The following is a 16,545-nucleotide window of genomic DNA, read 5'->3' as shown; positions in this document are numbered from 1 at the left end:
GGGCCATGGGCAAGCTGTTCACGTTCCCCAACCCGGTCAACGAGGTGTCGGCCCGCCTGGTGGCGGGCGGCGTGGTCCTGTTCACCCTCGGGATCCTGGTGACCGACCAGCGGTGGCTCATCGCCCTGCTGGCCTACGGCTTCGTGGCTCGGGCCCTCACCGGTCCCACGCTCAGCCCGTGGGGCCAGTTCGTGACCCGGGTGCTCACGCCCGCCTTACCGTTCGAGCCCAAGCTGGTGCCCGGCCCGCCCAAGCGCTTCGCCCAGGCCGTGGGCGCCACGTTCACCGGCGGTGCCGCCATCGCCCACTTCGGCTTCGGCAACGAGGCCGTCACCACCGTGTTGCTGGCCTTCATCGTGGTGGCCGCCACCCTCGAGTCGGTCTTCGCCCTCTGCCTCGGTTGCAAGGCCTTCGGCCTGCTCATGAAGGCCGGCGTGATCCCGCCCGAGGTCTGCGAAGCCTGCAACGACCTTTCCCTCCGCCACCCGGCGCCGGTGGCCTGAGCGGGTTAGATCGCAAGATGACCTGTCGCGAGCAGGTCAGCGTGCAGCGTTGATGACACCAACGGCCGCACGTATCGATCGGTCGTCTGCAGATCCATCAGACCGTTCAGGTGGACGCCGAAGGTCAGTCCCAGGCTCGGTGAGCCCGCTACGAGGCTCATTCCGGCCAAGCCGGTGTGTCCAAGAAGGTCTTCGGGCCACAGGTCACTGACACCGATCGTCGAGGTCCCGGCCATCAGCCCAGCCCGGATGTGCAGCTTCCGCCTTGCTGGTCCATAGCCCGCGACGACGGCGGCAGGCTTCGCATGGCGGTCCGTGGGTGAGAGTACGAAGGCGTGGTGGATCAGCGCGGTCAAGCAGCGGATGCTGGAGGCGATTCCGAAGCTGGCGCCTTCGAAGCGGGACCACAGCACAGGAGAGATCTCACCGAGCAATGGCAGGGAGGCTCCGCGGCGAGTTGAGACGTTGCACTCCAAGCCGCCTGCTTCGTGCGCTCGCTGGAAGTCGCGATCGTCGAGCAGTAGCTCGCTGTGGTCTGTGCCGAGCTCTCGGCATGCGGCGCGGACACTGTCGGCCCAGTGCAGTCCGTCGCTTGCGCGTTGCAGCGCAACGGCCAGGAGCTCCCAAGCGAGGTATTCGCTGTAGGTTGCCGGTCCTCCCGCAGCGACCGCCGCCTGAGCGGCATCGATGAGGCGAGCCTGCCTCTCGTGCAAGGGTGAGACCACGGCGGCAAAGCCGGAGGGCGTCCCCAACGGGAGCTGGTGATCGAGCAGCGCCTCGAGTCGGACGTCGCCAAGCGGACCGGTTGCAGACGGGACGAACGCCCCGAGCGGATCATCGAGTCGCAGCACACCCTGCCGTCGAGCGAACTCCAGCGCAGCGACGAGTACCGGTTTCGCGGTGCAGTACATGCGGAAGGCACTCGACGGTACGAGCTTGCCCGCTCCTGCCGTGGTGCCAAAGGAGCGATCGAGAAGCACCTCTTGGGCCTTGCACACGTGAACCTGCGCACCAGTGAACAACGTGGCTGCCTCGCACTGTTCGTGGAGCCATCGGCACAGCGCCCCGTCTTCGAGCTCGTCTTTGGCGACGCGGATCAACCGGCTCCTCCTGCGCCGGGGTGCGAGAGGAGGAACCCGCGCAGGCACGCTGCTTCATCAGCCCCCAAGGCCCAATGCCGACGCCAGGCGCTGTTCCCAACACAGCCCGAGATGAAGAGGAGGTCATCCAGGTCGCCCTCGATGCTCCCACCTGCTTCGAAGAGGTCGAGCGGGTCAGCGCCTTGGCGGAGGTCCAGGTAGGCAAGAGCGGGGAAGGTGAAGATCGGTTCTCCCTCGGCTGCATGGCCGGAGAGCACGTTCCGGATCTGGATGTCGTCAACGATCGTTCGCCACATCACCTGGTCGCCTCCGGGGGCGATGCACCTCGATGTCCAGGTCGCCCGGGCCCGTACCTCCGGCAGGATTGCGCCTCGATCGCCGAACGTGCCAAGGCAATCCAGTGGTGGCAGCGGAGTCCGGCAGCTCCCGGAGATCATCGACCAACCAGGATCGAATGCGGGCCTCGCCGTCACGAGATCGATGAGATCACGCGATCCATGCCAGATCGATGCTGAAGTCGCCTCGATCTCTTCCCATGCAAGGGTCTCGCCGTCCACGAAGCGATGTCGATGCCACCACTCTCCGTCGTGATCGCGGGCGTGGAACGTTGCTGCTTGAGGTTCGGGATCCACCGTGATCGCGTTGATCTCGTGGCTGCGCTCGGTCCACCGCTCGAGTAGGGCGGATCGGCGCACCCCGCGCTGGCTCACCGGTCCTCGGCGAGAACCGGGATGTCATAGTCCTGTGCCGGATCGCATTCGGACTTGATGAACTCTTCGGCTCGGCTGGGGTCACCGGCCTGCTCTGCATCGTCGATGAAGGTCTTTGCGAACGTCGCGAAGGCGGTGACGTCGACCGGCCGACCGGTGCGATGCGCCGCGGCGCGCGCCGCAGCCGCCGAGGCGTCGAGCTGTTCGTACACGACCTTCGCCTGAGTCCCGCTCTCTGCGTAGGCGTGCAGCTGCTGGCAGATCGACCGGACCTCCATCACCACCGCCACGGCGGCGTCTGACTGTGGCGTGTCACCGGGCACGGCAGCGACCGCAGTTGCGTTGTACCGCTTGAGACCCAAGCGATCAGGGCCGTCATCTGAGCTGCGAAAGGCGACGAGGGCTGTGGTGGACATGAGTAGGAGCCCGACTGGGGCCAGCTTTCGTGCGTAGGCGCGCATGGCTTCTTTCTCCTCTGTTGCGATCAGAACTTGAGTTGTCCGTCGAAGCTGGTGTTGCCATAGCCGGGCGACAGGAAGCCGTTGGTGTCCCGGCCGGGCGTGACGTTGATGGCGAACCGCCAGCAGTGGTTGCCGAGGGCCATGTTCGAGCTGTCGCCCTCGCTGACGTATGCCGTGCCGCCGCCAATCTGGTAGTTCCAGTTGTAGGAGTTCAACGGCTGGAAGACCATCAGGCGGTTGTCCGGAGACGTGAAGCTGTCGACAGCGATCCCGACGCTGAGGCCGTCACTGTCACAACGCACGGTCTCGAAGTAGTCGACGCCGCCGGCGCTGTCGACCTTGCCAGCGAAGCCGCCCTGATAGTCGATGCCGCCACCGGCCTGAGCTGGTGACTGGATGCAGATCGGTGCGAGGACAGCGGCGGCGCCCGCCAGTGCTCGCCTCTTCAAGGCTGCCATGTGAACCTCCGGGTTTGGGGAAGCGGATCTCGCCCGTTCAGGGAGCGCGAGAGCATCGATGGTGTATCTCAAGTTGTTTCGCGTGTCAACACGGTGTTTGATTCCGACAAAGGGTTGCATAACCCCCACACGGGGCGCGGCGACCGAATCGGTGAGCCTTCGGCCGGCCGGCCGGTCGGGCATGCTGGCCGGGTGAGCGACGCCGAGGGGCCTGACGAACGCATCCGGGTGGCGGTGGTGGGCCTGGGCATCGGGCGCATGCACGTGCTGGCCTTCCACGAGCTGCGCAAGCGGTTCCGGGTGGTGGCGGTGTGCGACGTCGACGCCGAGCGGGCCACCGAGGTGGCCGGCTGGCTCAAGGGCGTGCGGGCCGAGACCGACCCGGAGGCCATCTGGGCCGCCGGCGACGTCGACGTGGTGGCCCTCTGCACCCCGCCGAGCCAGCACCGGGCCCAGGTGGAGGCGGCGCTCCGGGCCGGCAAGGACGTGATCTGCGAGAAGCCGCTGGTGGCCTCGGTGCGCGAGGTCGACGAGCTGGCCGCCATCGCCGCCGAGACCGGCCACCACGTCATGCCGGTGTTCCAGTACCGGTTCGGCAACGGCCTGCAGAAGCTGCTGGCCCTGGTGGACCAGGGCGTGGCCGGCCGCCCGTTCGTGGCCAACATCGACCTCGCCTGGCGCCGGGGCGCCGACTACTACGCAGCGCCGTGGCGGGGCCGCTGGGAGACCGAGCTGGGCGGCGTGCTGCTCGGCCACGCCGTGCACCTGCTCGACATGGCCGTGCAGGTGCTGGGCCCGCCCGCCGCGGTGTGGGCTCGCACCGCCACCCTGGTGAACGACATCGAGACCGAGGACTCCGCGGTGGTCACGTTGCGCTGGGCCAACGGGGCCCTGGCCACGCTGTCGGCCACCCTGGGCTCGGTGCCCGAGCTCAGCCGCCACCGCTTCACCTTCGAGCACCTCACCGCCGAGTCCGGCACCGACCCGTACACCAACAGCTTCGACCCCTGGACCTTCACCGCCGCCCCCGGCCACGAGGACGCCGTGGCGGCCGTGGTCGACGCCCACGTGCCCGGCACCGAGGACTACATCGGCCAGTTCGAGCGCTACGCCGACGCCCGGGCCAACGGCGGCCCGCTGCCGGTGACCCTGGCCGACGCCCGGCTCATGCTCGAGCTGGTGACGGCGCTCTACACGTCGAGCCGCGAGGACCGCGAGGTGGCGCTGCCCCTGGCCGAGGACGACCCGTCGCTGGCAGGGTGGGCCCCGTGAGCACCGAAGCGAACGAGCCCGCCTGGACCGACCTCGACGTCACCGTCGCCGACCGGTGGACCTACACCTGGGCCGACCGCAAGCGCCCGCACCTGCACCCGGTGGCCACGCCGGCCGGCCACGTGCTGACCTGCAACGAGCCCGAGGACCACTTCTGGCACCACGGCCTCTGGTTCACCATCAAGTACCTGGACGAGGACAACTTCTGGGAGGAGATGCCGCCCTACGGCGTCCTGCGCCACGACGAGCGCCCCGAGGTCACCCACGGCCCCGACGGGCAGGTGGCCCTGAGCGGCGAGCTGCGCTGGACCCGCCCCGATCGCGAAACCGTGGCCCTGGTGCAGCAGCTGACCCTGACCCACGTGCCGCTCGAGGCCGACGCCTACGCCATCGACCTCGACACCACCCTCACCGCCACCGACGCCGTCCGCCTCGACCGCACCGAGTACACGACGTGGGGCGGCTACGGCGGCTTCACCATCCGGGGCACCAACGAGCTGGTGGACACCACGCTGCTGCTGCCCGACGGCTCCCGCAACGACCGTCTGGTGGGCGTGCCGGGCCGCTGGTGCGACGTGGCCGGCACGGTGACCACCGGGGGAGCGAACGCTCCGGCCGGGCTGGCGATCTTCGACCACCCCGGGAACGTGCGCCACCCGGTGCCCTGGTACGGCACCACCTGGGACGGCTACGGCGAGGGCGACTGGACCAACTTCTGCAACGCCGCCTTCCTCTGGGAGGGCCCCCTGGAGCTGGCCGCCGGCGAATCGCTCCGCGTCCGCCACCGCGCCCTGGTCCACGACGGCCACTGGCCCGTCGACCGCCTCGACGCCGCCTGGCACGCCTGGGCCGACTGAGGGTTAGGAGCCGGCGATCACCCGCGCCACGATCCGCTCCTGGGCCGGCCGGGCCGCGTCGAACTCGGCGAGCGGGTAGTAGCGGTCCGCCCAGTAGCCGACGACCCTGCCGGTGGCATCGTCGGTGACCGGCACGGGCTCGGTGAACATGAAGGCTCGGGCCTCGACCTCGGTGAGGTTGCGCTTGGCCACCGCCATCCGGTCGGCGACCTTGCGGATCCGTCCCCGCTGTTCGGCGACGTCGAGACTGAGCCCCTCGAGCTCGTGCCCGCCGGCATCCGCTACGCCCACCCGCCCGTCCTTGGTCAGCTCGTCGATCTGCGACTGGGGCACCGTCCCTGCCGAGCGCTGCCCCTGGAGCTTGACGGTGGTGCTCCCGGCCTTGCTGCCACAGGCCAGCAGGGTCAGCGAGCCAGCGAGGAGGACGGGCACCACCTTCGTCCACCGGTAAGCGGGGTTCGTTCGTCGTGCGGTCATTGCGGTGCTCCTGTTCACGAGTTGTAGGCCAGTGGCGTGAGGGTCCAGAAGTCCTCGTTGCATCCCGACGTGGGACCAGAGGACGAGCTGCAGTGAACCGCACAACGCATGCACATGCAATGGAAGGCTATGAAACAGACATTAAGGACTGGACCGAACGGCGATCTCGAGATCGTGGACCCCTGCGACCGAAGGGCCGCTCGAACGGCCTGCTCGCGCCTGGCTTCGGATAGCGGCGCAAGTCGCGACCAAGGCGCAGGGTCACCGCTTCGGTTGCGGATCGAGTCCGGCGCCCGGGCTGGGTGTCGGAGCCCTGCGGGCCGAGGCGCGGCGATCCACGTACCAGAGCACGGCGGAAGCCCCTCGGTCGCATTCGCCGGCGGTGGCGAGCGGGCTTCGCGGCCGGAACCGGGCAGAGCGCTTCTGGTGGTGGTTGGACGGAACACGGCGGGTCTGCGAGCAGCGTTGCGGTCAGGGGGCCGGGCGGAGGGTGACCGTGCTGGTCCTGGGCGTGGGGTGGGGCGCCGCGGCCGGGGCTCGCGCCGGGACGGACAGCGCCGGGACCGAGATGGTGTCACCGGGGTGGAGGAGGTCGGGGTCGGCGAGTTGGGGGTTGGCGGCGACGACCTGGCGCCAGAAGGGATCGATCTCGGCATCGGTGGGCGGCCGGCCCAACGAGGCGGCGAGGGTGGCCTCGGCGATGGCCCACAGGTGGTCGCCGGGCTGCACCCGATGGGCTGACGCAGTCGACCGGGCGGCTGAGCTCCCGGCCGCCGAGGTGCTTGGTGCGGCCTGCGGGCCCTCGTCCTCGTCGGCGGGACCGATCCGGCGGAGGGTCGCACGACCGGACGTCTCGTTGCGCTCTGCGCTGACCTTCGGCGTGAGGGTGAGGCGGCGGAGGACGGCGGTCCCGTCGCCACGGCGTTCCGGGTCCGCCGCTCTTCTGGGGCTTCCTGCGTCGGTGCGTCGGAGCGTTGCCTCCCCAGGGCGCGTGGGGCTCGCCGGCTCCAAGCGCCGCAGGGTCGCTCGACCTTGGTCGGCCGGGACCGCAGGCTCGGCGGCGCCGCCGACGGGATGGGGCGCGGCCGAGGCTGGGGGAATCGGGCCGACCAGGGCGGCGCCGAGGGTGAGGGCGAGGCCGAGCGAGCGGTTGCGGGCCTGGCGCAGCAGCCTCGGCGTGCTCCGCTCGGCGAGGCGGACGAGCGACGGACGACGCAGCCCGTGCCCGAGCAGGGCGAGGACGGTCGTGGCCAGGAAGTGGTACGCGGCGCCGAGGACGGCGAGGCGCAGCACCACGAGCGCCACGGTCAGCGGGTCCGTGCCGGAGGCCCAAGCAGCGAGCGCCTCGGCGGATCGCACCGGTGGCAGGGCCAGCGCACCGCGGCCCAGGTGGTGGAGCAGCGCGACCGCGACGACGACCGGCGCGACGGTGCCGACCGCTCGGACCCAGGCGCGCTCGCCTCTGGGGTGGCTCATCGGTCGGACGGGACGTCGATGGCCACGGTGCGCCCGTCGTCGAGGCGGAGCGCCGGCGCCCTGCAGCGGTCCTCGTCGGTGGTGACGAGGGCGGTGGCGTGGGCCCGGGTCAGCACGGGCCTGGCGGTCAGCGAGCCGCTGCCATCGGGCCAGCGGGCGAAGAGGAACACCTCCCCGGTGGACGGTCGGACCAGGCCCGGCGTGGCGCGGCCGTCGCAGTCCCAGTCGCCCAAGCTGAGGTGGTCTCCCGGCTGGCCGAGCGCCCACCGCTCCCCGTCGACCTCGATGGTGGTGCCGGCGATGTGGAAGCGCTCGGCGCAGCCGTCGCCATCGACGTCGGCTGCGGGGGCGGCGACGGCGACGCAAGGGCTGAGCGAGGTGCTCGTCGTCACCTCCGCGCTCGTCGGGGACGGTTCGGCGGACGCAGGGCGCAGGCGATCGCCTTCTTCCTGGCCGCTGATCCACCACCCGAGCGCGACGACCGCGATGGCCACCGCCGCCGCGCCGACCAGCAGCCGGGATCGCCGCCCGCTGACCGACGGCGAGGGGGCCGGACGTGGTTGCCGGCGCGGTCGTCGTCCGTGCTGTGGGGCCGGGTGGCGGTCACCGGTCCGGAGCGGGAGCCCAGCGCCTCCGCCGCCAGGGGCGGGGCGATCATCGCCCGGCTCGATCCGCATCCCGAGGAAGGTCGCGGACGGGGCCGGGCCGAACGGCGTGGGGGGAGCGGGATCGAACGGCGACGGCGGTACCTCGGCTTCGGTCCCCGCCTCCGGCGAGCTGGCCGTGCGTGCCGGGTCGGGCGCCCCGGCCCCGCTGCGAGCGGTTGCACCGATCGATGCCTCGTCCGCGCCCGATGGCCAGGGCGGCGCGGCGGGTGCCGGGTGGGCGCTCGCCATGGGGGCACCAGGCGCAGGCAGGACGTCGGCGGTCAACACGTGCGCGTGGTCGCAAGCAGCACCCTCGCCTCCCACGGAGCACGCCTCGTCGGGCGCCCCTTCGACGTCCCGGTCGGTCCGGTCGTCGGGGGCCGCCTCGACCGCGATGTCCTGCTGATGGTCGCCTCCGGCCGGCACCACGGTCGGCTCCTGGTCGCCGGCGACCTCTTCGCCGGCGGCGAGGGGGACGTCCTCCGGCCGACGCTGCCCGGGGAGTGGGTGGTCGACGGCCCACGGAGGGGCCGGGCGGAAGGCCTGCGGCACGGGGGCCGGACCACCGAGGTCGGCGGCGAGCGACGGCGTCGCCGGCGTCCACGAGGGTGGCGGGGAGAGTCGGGCGCCCGGCACGGCGTCGGCGATCATGAGGGCGAGGCTGCGAGCGGTGGGGCGCTGGGCCGGGTCCTCCTGCGTGGCTCGGTCTGCGATCGCGAGGAGAGCTCGCCGGTCCGTGCTTCCGGTCCGACGGCGCCCCCACCTGCGGTCGGGGATGGGCTCGAGCTCGAGCCCGGAGCTGAGCAAGTGGTCGATGAGCCGACCCACGTCGGCGACGTCGTCGGTGGGCAGCGCCTGCGGCTCGGCCGGACCGCAGCCGCGGAGGCCTCCGACGCGGGGGCGCCCGTCGCCCCCGACGAGGACGTGGTCCGGGGTCAGGCGACCGTGGATGAGGCCGACCTCGTGGAGGTCGGCGACGGTGGCGGCGACCGCGGCGAGCAGTGCGGCCGCTTCGCGTGGATCGGGGCGGACGAGGGCGAAGGTCTGCTGCCCCGCCCATGCGAGCACCAACCGCTCGGGATCGGCGTGCAGGAGCTCGACCACCCCGCGGTGGCGACCCCGTTCGAGGCGGTCGGCCTCACGGGCGAGCTGGTCGGCCCCCTGGCCATCGAGCGCCGACTTGACCACCACGGGCCGGTCGCCTTCGAGGCTCGTCTCCACCTTGATCGATCCGCTCATGCCGCCACCGTAGGAAGAGCATGGAAACAACACAAGGGTTCGTTCGGGCGTGCATCTCGGGGAGCATCAGGAGCGGACCAGCGAGGCCCGTGCCGTTGCGGTGACGACCACGCGGTCGTCGGCGCCCGGTACGGCCTTGGTGAAGACCAGGTCCACGGCACGCGTGAGGCGCACGACCACGTCGGTGCCCACCAGGTCCCAGGACGCCGTGGTCCCGGCGCCCAGCGTGGCCACCGATCGCTGGACGGCGGCATCGATGCGAGCGGGGTCGTAGCGCAGCGAGCCGCCGGCTCGGACGGCCGCGACGTCGATGCCGGCCGCCGCAGCGTCGCTTGCGGCGGCCTGCGCGGTGGCGACCAGCTCTCGCTGGGCTCCGAAGATCACCGCTCGATCGACCGCGATGGCCCCGAGCAGCATCACGATGAGCACGGCCGCAGGGAACAGCATCAGCACGCTGCCTCGCTCGCCTCGCACGCCTGGCTCGTCCCGCTCAGCCGCCCGCACAGCCGGCCCCCGCCCCGAGACCGGCCCGGAACGGGTCGATGAGCTCCCGGTGCCGCCCTCGAACGGTGATGCCGTGGCCGAACCCGCCGACGAACGGCACCGTCAGCGCCGGCACGACGTAGGCGACCTCGTGCTCGGCGACGGCGCAGCGGTGGAACGCCGGCGCTCCGCCCCGGAGGGTCATCCGAGCCGGGTCCCGCCCGGTGCCGGCGAACGCCTCCCGAGCGGCAGCCGCAGCGCGGGCTTCGGCCGTGGGCCGGTCCGGGGCCTCGACGTAGGCGCGGCCAGCCTCCCGGGCAGCGGACGTGGCCGCCAGCTTGGCGTCGACCACGGCCCAGGCGTTGGCGATCACCAGGGTGCCGACGACGAAGATCAGCACGCCGAAGGGGATGACCTCGACGCCTCCGGCGAGGCCGGCGTCGCCCACGCGCCGGTTCGTTCGGCCAGGTGGGGACGCGCACCGAGCTCGGACGGGCGGGCGCGGGTGGTGCGCGATCACCGTTCCGCCTCGATCCGGACCACGAACCGTCGGTCGAGCCGTCGCGGCCCCCCCGGCCGTGGAGAGCGAGCTGGGCAGGACGCCGGGCACCCGGACCGAGAGGTCGAGGCGGACGGCGTCCTCGTCGATCGACCACCGGAACCGTGCGTCACGACCGATCGGTCCGAGGAGGGCTCGCGCCTGCTCCTCGGCCGTCTGCTCGGCAGCGGCCAGCTGGCTCGCATCCCGGTGGTCGATCGTCCGGGCGGCGACGGCTCTCGCCGCGTCGTAGCCCACCGCCTCCACCGTCGACCGGGCGTAGAGCCCGACGAGGAGGTGCACCGCAGCCAGCAGGAAGCACAGGAAGACGAGGGTGGCCGCCGCGGTGCTTATCAGCCCGGTGCCCTTCTCGCCGCGGCGGGGCGAGCGGGCCCGGTCGCGCCGAACCACCTCAGTTGCCGATCTGGCTGACCTGGTTGCCCGTCTTCTCGGTGGTGCTGGCGAAGAGGCCCTTGAAGGCGATCCACATGGCGACGCCGAGGAAGGCCATCACCAGGACGGCGATGGCGGCGGAGATCACGCCCTCGCCGCGCTCGGAGCGGTGCAGGCGTTGCAGGGCTCCGGAGGCGCGGACGTGCAGGGAGAGGGCGAGGGTGAGCAGGGCGGGGTACATCGGGTCTCCAGTGGTGGGAAGCGGGTGGGAAGGAGCGAGCGAGCCGGAACGGGTCAGCTGGCGAAGAGGCGCATGGCGTCGAAGAAGGGCACGGCGAGGAAGAGCGTTCCGGGCACGAGCGTGGCGACCGTGACCGGGACCCAGACCTGCTGGGCGCGCCGGTCGATCTGGGCGGCGAGCTGGCGTTGGACCTCGCGCCGGATGGTGCGGGCCTCCTCGGCGATGAGGTGGCCGAGGTCGCCGGTCTCCCGGTTGAGCGACAGCACCCCCACGAGGCGCCGAACGGCCGGCACGTCCGCGAGGTCGGCCCACTCGGTGAGCGCGTCGGCCTCGGAGAGGCCCTGGCGCACCCGTTCGCCGACGCGAGCCAGGTCCTGCGCGCACGCACCCGTGCCGCGCTCGCTGACCCGGGCGAGGGCGGCACCGAGGGAGAACCCGGCGGTCAGCAGCATCCCGATCTGCTCGCTCACCACCGGGAGCTCGAGGAGGAGCCGCCGCTGCCAGCGGGTGGAGGCGGTGGAGAGCTGCTGCTCGAGGACGAGGAAGGCGAGCAGCGGGGCTCCCACCACGAAGAGGGTCGCCAGGGCGCCGGGCGGGCGCAGGACGAGGGCCGACGCCACGGCGGCGAACAGCGCGGCCACGGACCAGGTCAGCTGGCGCACCCGGACCGCGGTGGCGTCGAGCGGGCTGTGGACGCGGGACAGCCGCGTCGCGAGGTCGTCGTGGACGCCGAAGATGCGGCCGAGCCGATCACCGACCGCCGTCGCGAGCGGCCCCACCACCTCACGGAACGACTCGACCGAGAGGATCCCGGTGCGGGCTGGGCCCGACCAGCCGCCGGGCAGGTACGGCCGGAGGCGGTCGTCGAGGCGGTTGCGGGCGAACCAACGCCGCTCCGAGAGGAGCAGGGTCGAGCCGGTCCACAGCAGCACGAAGGCGGCGACGAGCGGTGGCTTCACGGGAACACCCGCTCTTCCTCGGGCAGCGCCATGATGCGGCCCGCCCACGTCCAGCAGGCCAGGACGAGCAGCATGGCGACGAGGACCACCAGCTGGGCCGCAGGCGCCCGGTAGGCCGCTCGACCGTTCCCGACCGACATGCCGGCGAGGGCCATGCCGAAGGGCACGATGAGCACGAATCGGCGGGCGAAGCGCACACCGGCCTGCTCGGCTCGAGCGTCGCGGCGGCCTTGGACGTCGGCGATGCGGTCCTGCGCCAGCGCCTCCAGCCGCGAGTCGAGGTCGGCCCCGCCGACCTCGTGGGCGACGAGCAGCGTCTCGCACGCCGCATCGGCCGTCGGGTCGGCCAATCGGTCCTTCAGGACGGCGATGGTGCGGGCGAAGTCGGTCGTGATGGCCCACTCGCGCCGCGACGCCGCGAACGCGCTCTGCAGCTCCTCGGGGGCGCGGCTGCCCGCCTCGATGAGCGCCTGCGGGATGGATCGTCCCACCGCGCCGGTGAGGATCCGGATCTCCTCGATCATCCGTGGCCACGCCTCCTGAGCGAGCTCTCGCCGGCGGCGGCGCTGGTTCCGGTAGGCCGCGAGCGGCGCGGCCGCACCGCCGATGGCGGCGACCAGCGCCGGGGCCGGCGACCCGAAGATCGAGAAGGTGAGGAGGCCTCCCAGCACCGCCACCACCGCGGTCACGGCGCCGAACTCGGCCACCGACACCTCGTCGAGGCCGGCCTGCACGAGCCAACGCCGCGCCGCGCCTGCCGCCGTGCGTCGGGAGGTGGGAGCGGGGCTGGGTGCCAGGCCGGTCCACCCGTTGGCCCGAGCGGTCCACAAGAGGTGGACCCCGTAGGCCGCCGACGCCGTGAGGACGAGCGCGATCACCGGAGGGCCTCGGTGCCCGGAGCGTCCAGGTCGTCCAACAGCAGGTGCAGGTCGATCCCCGCGTTGCGGAGCAGGCGTTCGATCCGGACCGGGACCTGGCCCGACCAGCGCAGCGGCGCCCCGGGCTCGTCGCGCCCGAAGACGTCGGTGGCGGTGAACTGGGTGGCCTCGGCCCCACCGGCCAGGTCCTCGACGGCGACGACCTCGGTGACGCGCGGGCCGGCGGGCGTCCGGCCGCAGTGCACCACCAGGTCGACGGCTTCGGTGACCAACGTGTTCAGGGCCGAGATCGGCAGGTGGTCGTCGGCCAGCTGGCAGATGAACCGCAGGCGGGTGAGCGCCTGGCGGGCCGAGCCGGCGTGGATGGTGGTGTACCCCTTCACCCCGGACGACAGGGTCAGCAGGAGCGGCAGGGCCTCCCGGTCGCGCACCTCGCCGACGATGGCGACGTCGGGGGCCATGCGGAGGAAGCCGGCGACCAGCCGGCGCAGGTCGACCGCCGGGCGATCGGCTCGGGCCGGACGGGTCTGCATGCTCGCGACGTTGGCAACAGGGATGTCGGCTTCGAAGACCTCCTCGGCCACCACCACCCGCAGGCTCGGGTCGAGCTCGGCGCAGCAACAGGACAACAGGGTGGTCTTGCCCGAGCCCGGCGCACCGGCGAAGACGATGGAGGCCTGGGCCTGCACGCAAGCGGCCAGGAACCGTGCGACCGGGCGGCTGAGCATGTCCCGCGCCACGAGCTGGTCGAGGTCCCGGAAGGCCACGTTGGTGAACTTGCGGATGTTGACCATCACGTGCCCGCCACGGCCGATGTCGCCGTGGACGATGTGGAGCCGTGACCCGTCGTCGAGCTGGGCGTCCTGCAGGCCCTCGGTGGGGTCCAGCTTCCGGTGGGCGCTCGACGCGTCCTCCAGCACCTTGGTGAGGGTGCGACCGACGTGGGCGTCGTCGTGGAAGACCTCGTCGTGGTAGCCGGTTGGGCCGCGGTGGCGCTTGACGAAGATCTCCGCCGGAGCGTTGATCATGATCTCCCAGACGTCGTCATCGGCCAGGAGCGGCTCCAGGGGGCCGTAGCCGGTCAGGTTGCGCACCGCCCGTTCGACGAGCGACTGGGGATCGGCGAGGTCGAAGGCTCGGATGCCTCGCTTGTGGTCGATCGACCACTGGTCCACCGCCTGCTGGATCAGGGTCCGCAGGGCATCGGGGTCGCGGCGGGTGTCGAGGGCGAGGGAGCGGGCCTGGGCCTGCACCGCCGCCTCGATCTCGGCCAGCGGCGAGGGCTCGGTCACGACGTGGCCTCCGCGTCCGGAGCCCAGCGACCCAACGAGCCCGGCGCGATCCGTTGCGGTTCGTGGGCCATGGCGTCCGAGGCGCGCGCCGGCAGTCGATCGAGCAGGTCGCGCACCGCCCGGGTGGGTGGACCCGTGAGCGCCGCGGGGAAGCGGGCGACGTCTCGATGGAGCTGGTCGACGCCGCGACGCTCGACCACGTAGACCGGGCCGGCGGCCGGCTCGCCCCGATCGGCTCCGCCGCCGAGCGCGGCGACGACCCGGGTGAGCTCGGCCCTGGCGCGGGCCGTGCGGGGAGCCCGGTTGACCACCACGAGCACGCGCCCGCCGGGCACGCCGTGGGCGCGGAGGTCGTGCAGCTGGCTGACCAGGGCGTGGACGCCGGTGGCGGTGGGCGTCGCCACGAGGACCACCAGGTCGGCGGCGCCGAGGCTGGCTCGTGCCATGTGGTTCCGATCCTCGATGTCGAAGGAGCCGGTCTCCGCCTCGCCCTCCAGGTCGCTGTCGCCGTCGACGACCACGAGGCGGGCCGAGCGGCGCAGGCCTTCGAGCGCCGCGTCGAACGCCCGAGCCCGGATGGTCACCCAGTCGCGTGGGCGTCGCAGGCCCAGCACCAGGCGGTAGCCCCGGCTGGGCACGTCGAACGCCAGGTGGTGCAGCTCCTCCGGGGAGAGGCGGCCGGTGCGGTGGGCCTCGACGAGCTCCTGGAGGCCGGGGACCACGTCGCGGGCATCGTGCAGGACGGCCTGGTGGGCGCGCCGGGCCAGGTCCGCGAGCACGACGTCGCCGGCATAGCGGGGGTCGTCGGCCAAGCCCTGGGCGAGCGACGAGGCGATCGTTGAGGTGCCGGCGCCGGGGTGGCCGCAGCAGACCACCAGCCGCCCGCGCCACGCCGAGGTGCCTGCGTGGTCCGCCGGGTCCACGGCGGCGTCGCCGGCGAGACCGTCGATGGGGTGGGCGTGGGCGCCGAGCGCGTCGACCAGGGCGGCGGGCGAGACGGGCTCGGCGAGCACGGCGGCCGCGCCGAGCAGGTCCCAGCCGCGTGGATCGTCCGGCCCCGCCACCACGAGCGAGGGGATGGCGTGGTCCTGCAGCAGCGAGAGCAGGTCGCGGTCGACCGCTGGGAGGCGGGCATCGAGCAGCGCGGCGGAGAAGGCCCGGCCGCTCGCCGCCCGGGTGCGCAGCTCCTCGGGGGTGAGGCACTTCACGAAGTCCACCGGGATGGACCCCGCGGTCGACCAGCGGGCCACCTCCGTGAACCAGGCCGACCGCACGTGGGCGAGGCCGAGGACGGTGAACCGGTCGCTCATCGCCCGCCTCGGTGCACCCCGGTGACCCGGACGACGGTGACGGTGTCGGCCCGGCTGCCGGTGACGGTGGCCGCGACGACGTCGGGATCGGCGACGGCGACGGTGATGGTCTGGCCCCGCTGCTCGCCCAGGCCGTCGCCGCCGGACGACGAGATGGCCTGGACGGTGGCGCCGGCGAGCACGCGCTCGGAGGTGGCACCCTCCCCCTCGCCGGACGTGGTGAACACGTCGATCCGGTCGCCGGGACGCAGCGTGCCGTCGACGGCCCAGTCGCTCTCCACCGCGAAGGACAGCTCGCGCCGGACGGTGCCGGGCCCGACCGCCTCGATGGCGCCCGACTGGACCAGCTCGCCCTCGTCGATGGGGCCGAGGGCGACGGTCCCGACGAGGTCCCCGGGATCGTCGAAGGCCTGGGCGCGCAGGCGGGCGGGGAGCCCCACGGAGGACCAGCCGAGGTCCTGGGCGGTGAGGCGCTCGCCGGGGCCGATCAGCCGGGTGGCGACGACGTAGCGCGGCACCGGGTCGGCCCCGGCTCCGGTGGCGACCCACCACGTGCCCAGGGCCGCGAGGGCCACGAGCAGGCCGCCGACGACCGAGCGGCTGCCGGGGAGCCCGACGCGCGGGCGGATGGTGCGGTGGGGGAGCGACGGGCGCACGTCCCGTGCGGGACGATCACGCTCGTCGGGGATGGCTTCGGTGGACAGGGGGCCGCCTCCCTGCGTTCGCCACGTCGGGCGACCGCTCGGCGATCGAGCGGTGCCGGGACCCTAGACCGCCTGCAACGACAAGAAAAGGGTGAGAAGACACCGAAGGTGTCCCGTTTGGTCGGTCTGGCAGGGTATGTCCGCTCTCGACCGGTTCAACGGTGGCAGGATCGGGGTGGGCCTCCTGCAAGGCGATGCGGCCGGTACCCGAGTGAAGGCTCCGGTTGCGAAGGGTTCGGAGGGGCAAAGGTGGGCCATCGCCACATGAAAGGACCCGTGGCGTCTAGGGTGACCCATATGTCCACTCCAATCCAATGGCTGAGCACCGCCGACGCGGCGAAGTACCTCGGCATCACCCCGCGCACGCTCTACCGCTTCATCGACGAGGGCCAGATCGCCGGCTACCGGTTCGGCCGGGTCATCCGCCTCAAGCAGGCCGATGTCGACACGTTCATCGACAGCAGCCGCATCGCCCCGGGCACCCTCGAGCACCTGTACCCGGAGGTCGTGGGCTCGGCTCCCGCCCCCGAGGCCGACTGAAGCTCGA

The 16,545-nt window shown here is 72.5% G+C and carries 19 protein-coding genes; 4 read left to right on the top strand and 15 right to left on the bottom strand.

The features are described from left to right. The first annotated feature begins 5 nt into the window (after window positions 1-5). Window positions 6-503, top strand: coding sequence for a DUF4395 domain-containing protein (locus tag KSP35_RS06320; RefSeq protein WP_216999980.1), 498 nt, complete (start codon window positions 6-8; stop codon window positions 501-503). Between the two features lie 5 nt (window positions 504-508). On the opposite strand, the gene KSP35_RS06315 is transcribed toward KSP35_RS06320, so the two are convergent. The 4 genes from KSP35_RS06315 to KSP35_RS06300 are packed head-to-tail and all read right to left on the bottom strand — an operon-like array spanning window position 509 to window position 3,232. Beyond that, window positions 509-1,603 carry a serine hydrolase domain-containing protein gene (locus KSP35_RS06315; RefSeq protein WP_216999977.1) on the bottom strand — a complete coding sequence of 365 codons (1,095 nt, stop codon included), beginning with the start codon at window positions 1,601-1,603 and terminating at the stop codon, window positions 509-511. After that, complete coding sequence (locus KSP35_RS06310; protein ID WP_216999975.1) at window positions 1,600-2,313, bottom strand: hypothetical protein; 714 nt, start codon at window positions 2,311-2,313, stop codon at window positions 1,600-1,602. The genes KSP35_RS06315 and KSP35_RS06310 overlap by 4 nt, the downstream gene beginning before the upstream one ends. Further along, on the bottom strand, window positions 2,310-2,774 hold the full coding sequence (locus tag KSP35_RS06305; protein WP_216999972.1) for a hypothetical protein: 465 nt from the start codon (window positions 2,772-2,774) through the stop codon (window positions 2,310-2,312). Before KSP35_RS06305 ends, KSP35_RS06310 begins: the two co-directional genes overlap by 4 nt. A gap of 23 nt (window positions 2,775-2,797) precedes the next feature. After that, window positions 2,798-3,232, bottom strand: a complete 435-nt coding sequence (locus KSP35_RS06300; RefSeq protein ID WP_216999969.1) for a hypothetical protein — start codon at window positions 3,230-3,232, stop codon at window positions 2,798-2,800. Between the two features lie 192 nt (window positions 3,233-3,424). Here KSP35_RS06300 and KSP35_RS06295 point away from each other — a divergent pair, with 192 nt between their 5' ends. Next, complete coding sequence (locus tag KSP35_RS06295; protein WP_216999967.1) at window positions 3,425-4,504, top strand: Gfo/Idh/MocA family protein; 1,080 nt, start codon at window positions 3,425-3,427, stop codon at window positions 4,502-4,504. Beyond that, the gene (locus KSP35_RS06290) at window positions 4,501-5,361 is read left to right on the top strand and encodes a PmoA family protein (protein ID WP_216999964.1); all 861 of its coding nucleotides are present in this window, start codon (window positions 4,501-4,503) and stop codon (window positions 5,359-5,361) included. The genes KSP35_RS06295 and KSP35_RS06290 overlap by 4 nt, the downstream gene beginning before the upstream one ends. 3 nt (window positions 5,362-5,364) lie before the next feature. Here KSP35_RS06290 and KSP35_RS06285 read toward each other — a convergent pair whose 3' ends face one another. From KSP35_RS06285 to KSP35_RS06235, 11 genes are all read right to left on the bottom strand, one after another. Continuing rightward, on the bottom strand, window positions 5,365-5,838 hold the full coding sequence (locus KSP35_RS06285; protein ID WP_216999961.1) for a hypothetical protein: 474 nt from the start codon (window positions 5,836-5,838) through the stop codon (window positions 5,365-5,367). Window positions 5,839-6,309: 471 nt separating this feature from the next. Continuing rightward, entirely contained in the window at window positions 6,310-7,314 is a 1,005-nt protein-coding gene (locus KSP35_RS06280) for a LysM peptidoglycan-binding domain-containing protein (RefSeq protein ID WP_216999959.1), read from the bottom strand. Then, a complete protein-coding gene (locus tag KSP35_RS06275; protein WP_216999957.1) occupies window positions 7,311-9,200 on the bottom strand; it encodes a hypothetical protein in 1,890 nt (629 codons plus the stop codon). The genes KSP35_RS06280 and KSP35_RS06275 overlap by 4 nt, the downstream gene beginning before the upstream one ends. 66 nt (window positions 9,201-9,266) lie before the next feature. Continuing rightward, entirely contained in the window at window positions 9,267-9,674 is a 408-nt protein-coding gene (locus KSP35_RS06270) for a hypothetical protein (protein ID WP_216999955.1), read from the bottom strand. A 16-nt stretch (window positions 9,675-9,690) separates the two neighbouring features. Further along, window positions 9,691-10,632 (bottom strand): hypothetical protein, encoded by a 942-nt coding sequence (locus KSP35_RS06265; RefSeq protein WP_216999953.1) that lies wholly within the window; start codon window positions 10,630-10,632, stop codon window positions 9,691-9,693. Between the two features lies 1 nt (window position 10,633). Continuing rightward, on the bottom strand, window positions 10,634-10,855 hold the full coding sequence (locus KSP35_RS06260; RefSeq protein ID WP_216999951.1) for a hypothetical protein: 222 nt from the start codon (window positions 10,853-10,855) through the stop codon (window positions 10,634-10,636). A gap of 53 nt (window positions 10,856-10,908) precedes the next feature. Further along, the gene (locus KSP35_RS06255; protein ID WP_216999948.1) at window positions 10,909-11,814 is read right to left on the bottom strand and encodes a type II secretion system F family protein; all 906 of its coding nucleotides are present in this window, start codon (window positions 11,812-11,814) and stop codon (window positions 10,909-10,911) included. Beyond that, window positions 11,811-12,692: a type II secretion system F family protein gene (locus KSP35_RS06250; RefSeq protein WP_216999945.1), complete on the bottom strand. Its 882-nt coding sequence runs from the start codon at window positions 12,690-12,692 to the stop codon at window positions 11,811-11,813. Before KSP35_RS06250 ends, KSP35_RS06255 begins: the two co-directional genes overlap by 4 nt. Further along, window positions 12,689-13,984 carry a CpaF family protein gene (locus KSP35_RS06245; RefSeq protein WP_216999942.1) on the bottom strand — a complete coding sequence of 432 codons (1,296 nt, stop codon included), beginning with the start codon at window positions 13,982-13,984 and terminating at the stop codon, window positions 12,689-12,691. The genes KSP35_RS06250 and KSP35_RS06245 overlap by 4 nt, the downstream gene beginning before the upstream one ends. Then, window positions 13,981-15,294 carry a hypothetical protein gene (locus KSP35_RS06240; RefSeq protein ID WP_216999939.1) on the bottom strand — a complete coding sequence of 438 codons (1,314 nt, stop codon included), beginning with the start codon at window positions 15,292-15,294 and terminating at the stop codon, window positions 13,981-13,983. Before KSP35_RS06240 ends, KSP35_RS06245 begins: the two co-directional genes overlap by 4 nt. Next, on the bottom strand, window positions 15,291-15,950 hold the full coding sequence (locus KSP35_RS06235; protein ID WP_216999936.1) for an RcpC/CpaB family pilus assembly protein: 660 nt from the start codon (window positions 15,948-15,950) through the stop codon (window positions 15,291-15,293). Before KSP35_RS06235 ends, KSP35_RS06240 begins: the two co-directional genes overlap by 4 nt. Before the next feature lie 345 nt (window positions 15,951-16,295). Between KSP35_RS06235 and KSP35_RS06230 the strand changes: the two genes are divergently transcribed. Next, on the top strand, window positions 16,296-16,538 hold the full coding sequence (locus tag KSP35_RS06230) for a helix-turn-helix domain-containing protein (RefSeq protein WP_216999934.1): 243 nt from the start codon (window positions 16,296-16,298) through the stop codon (window positions 16,536-16,538). Window positions 16,539-16,545: the final 7 nt, after the last annotated feature.

The sequence above is a fragment of the Aquihabitans sp. G128 genome (assembly GCF_019048865.1).
Taxonomy (GTDB): Bacteria; Actinomycetota; Acidimicrobiia; order Acidimicrobiales; family Iamiaceae; genus Aquihabitans.
Note: the sequence above shows the minus strand (reverse complement) of the source record. Positions and strands in the feature narration are given on the sequence as shown.

Coding starts and splice junctions, on each gene's coding strand:
- KSP35_RS06320 (WP_216999980.1), top strand. CDS start 6: ATGGGCAAGCTGTTCACGTTCCCCAACCCGGTCAACGAGGTGTCGGCC.
- KSP35_RS06305 (WP_216999972.1), bottom strand. CDS start 2,774: ATGCGCGCCTACGCACGAAAGCTGGCCCCAGTCGGGCTCCTACTCATG.
- KSP35_RS06300 (WP_216999969.1), bottom strand. CDS start 3,232: ATGGCAGCCTTGAAGAGGCGAGCACTGGCGGGCGCCGCCGCTGTCCTC.
- KSP35_RS06285 (WP_216999961.1), bottom strand. CDS start 5,838: ATGACCGCACGACGAACGAACCCCGCTTACCGGTGGACGAAGGTGGTG.
- KSP35_RS06280 (WP_216999959.1), bottom strand. CDS start 7,314: ATGAGCCACCCCAGAGGCGAGCGCGCCTGGGTCCGAGCGGTCGGCACC.
- KSP35_RS06275 (WP_216999957.1), bottom strand. CDS start 9,200: ATGAGCGGATCGATCAAGGTGGAGACGAGCCTCGAAGGCGACCGGCCC.
- KSP35_RS06260 (WP_216999951.1), bottom strand. CDS start 10,855: ATGTACCCCGCCCTGCTCACCCTCGCCCTCTCCCTGCACGTCCGCGCC.
- KSP35_RS06240 (WP_216999939.1), bottom strand. CDS start 15,294: ATGAGCGACCGGTTCACCGTCCTCGGCCTCGCCCACGTGCGGTCGGCC.
- KSP35_RS06230 (WP_216999934.1), top strand. CDS start 16,296: ATGTCCACTCCAATCCAATGGCTGAGCACCGCCGACGCGGCGAAGTAC.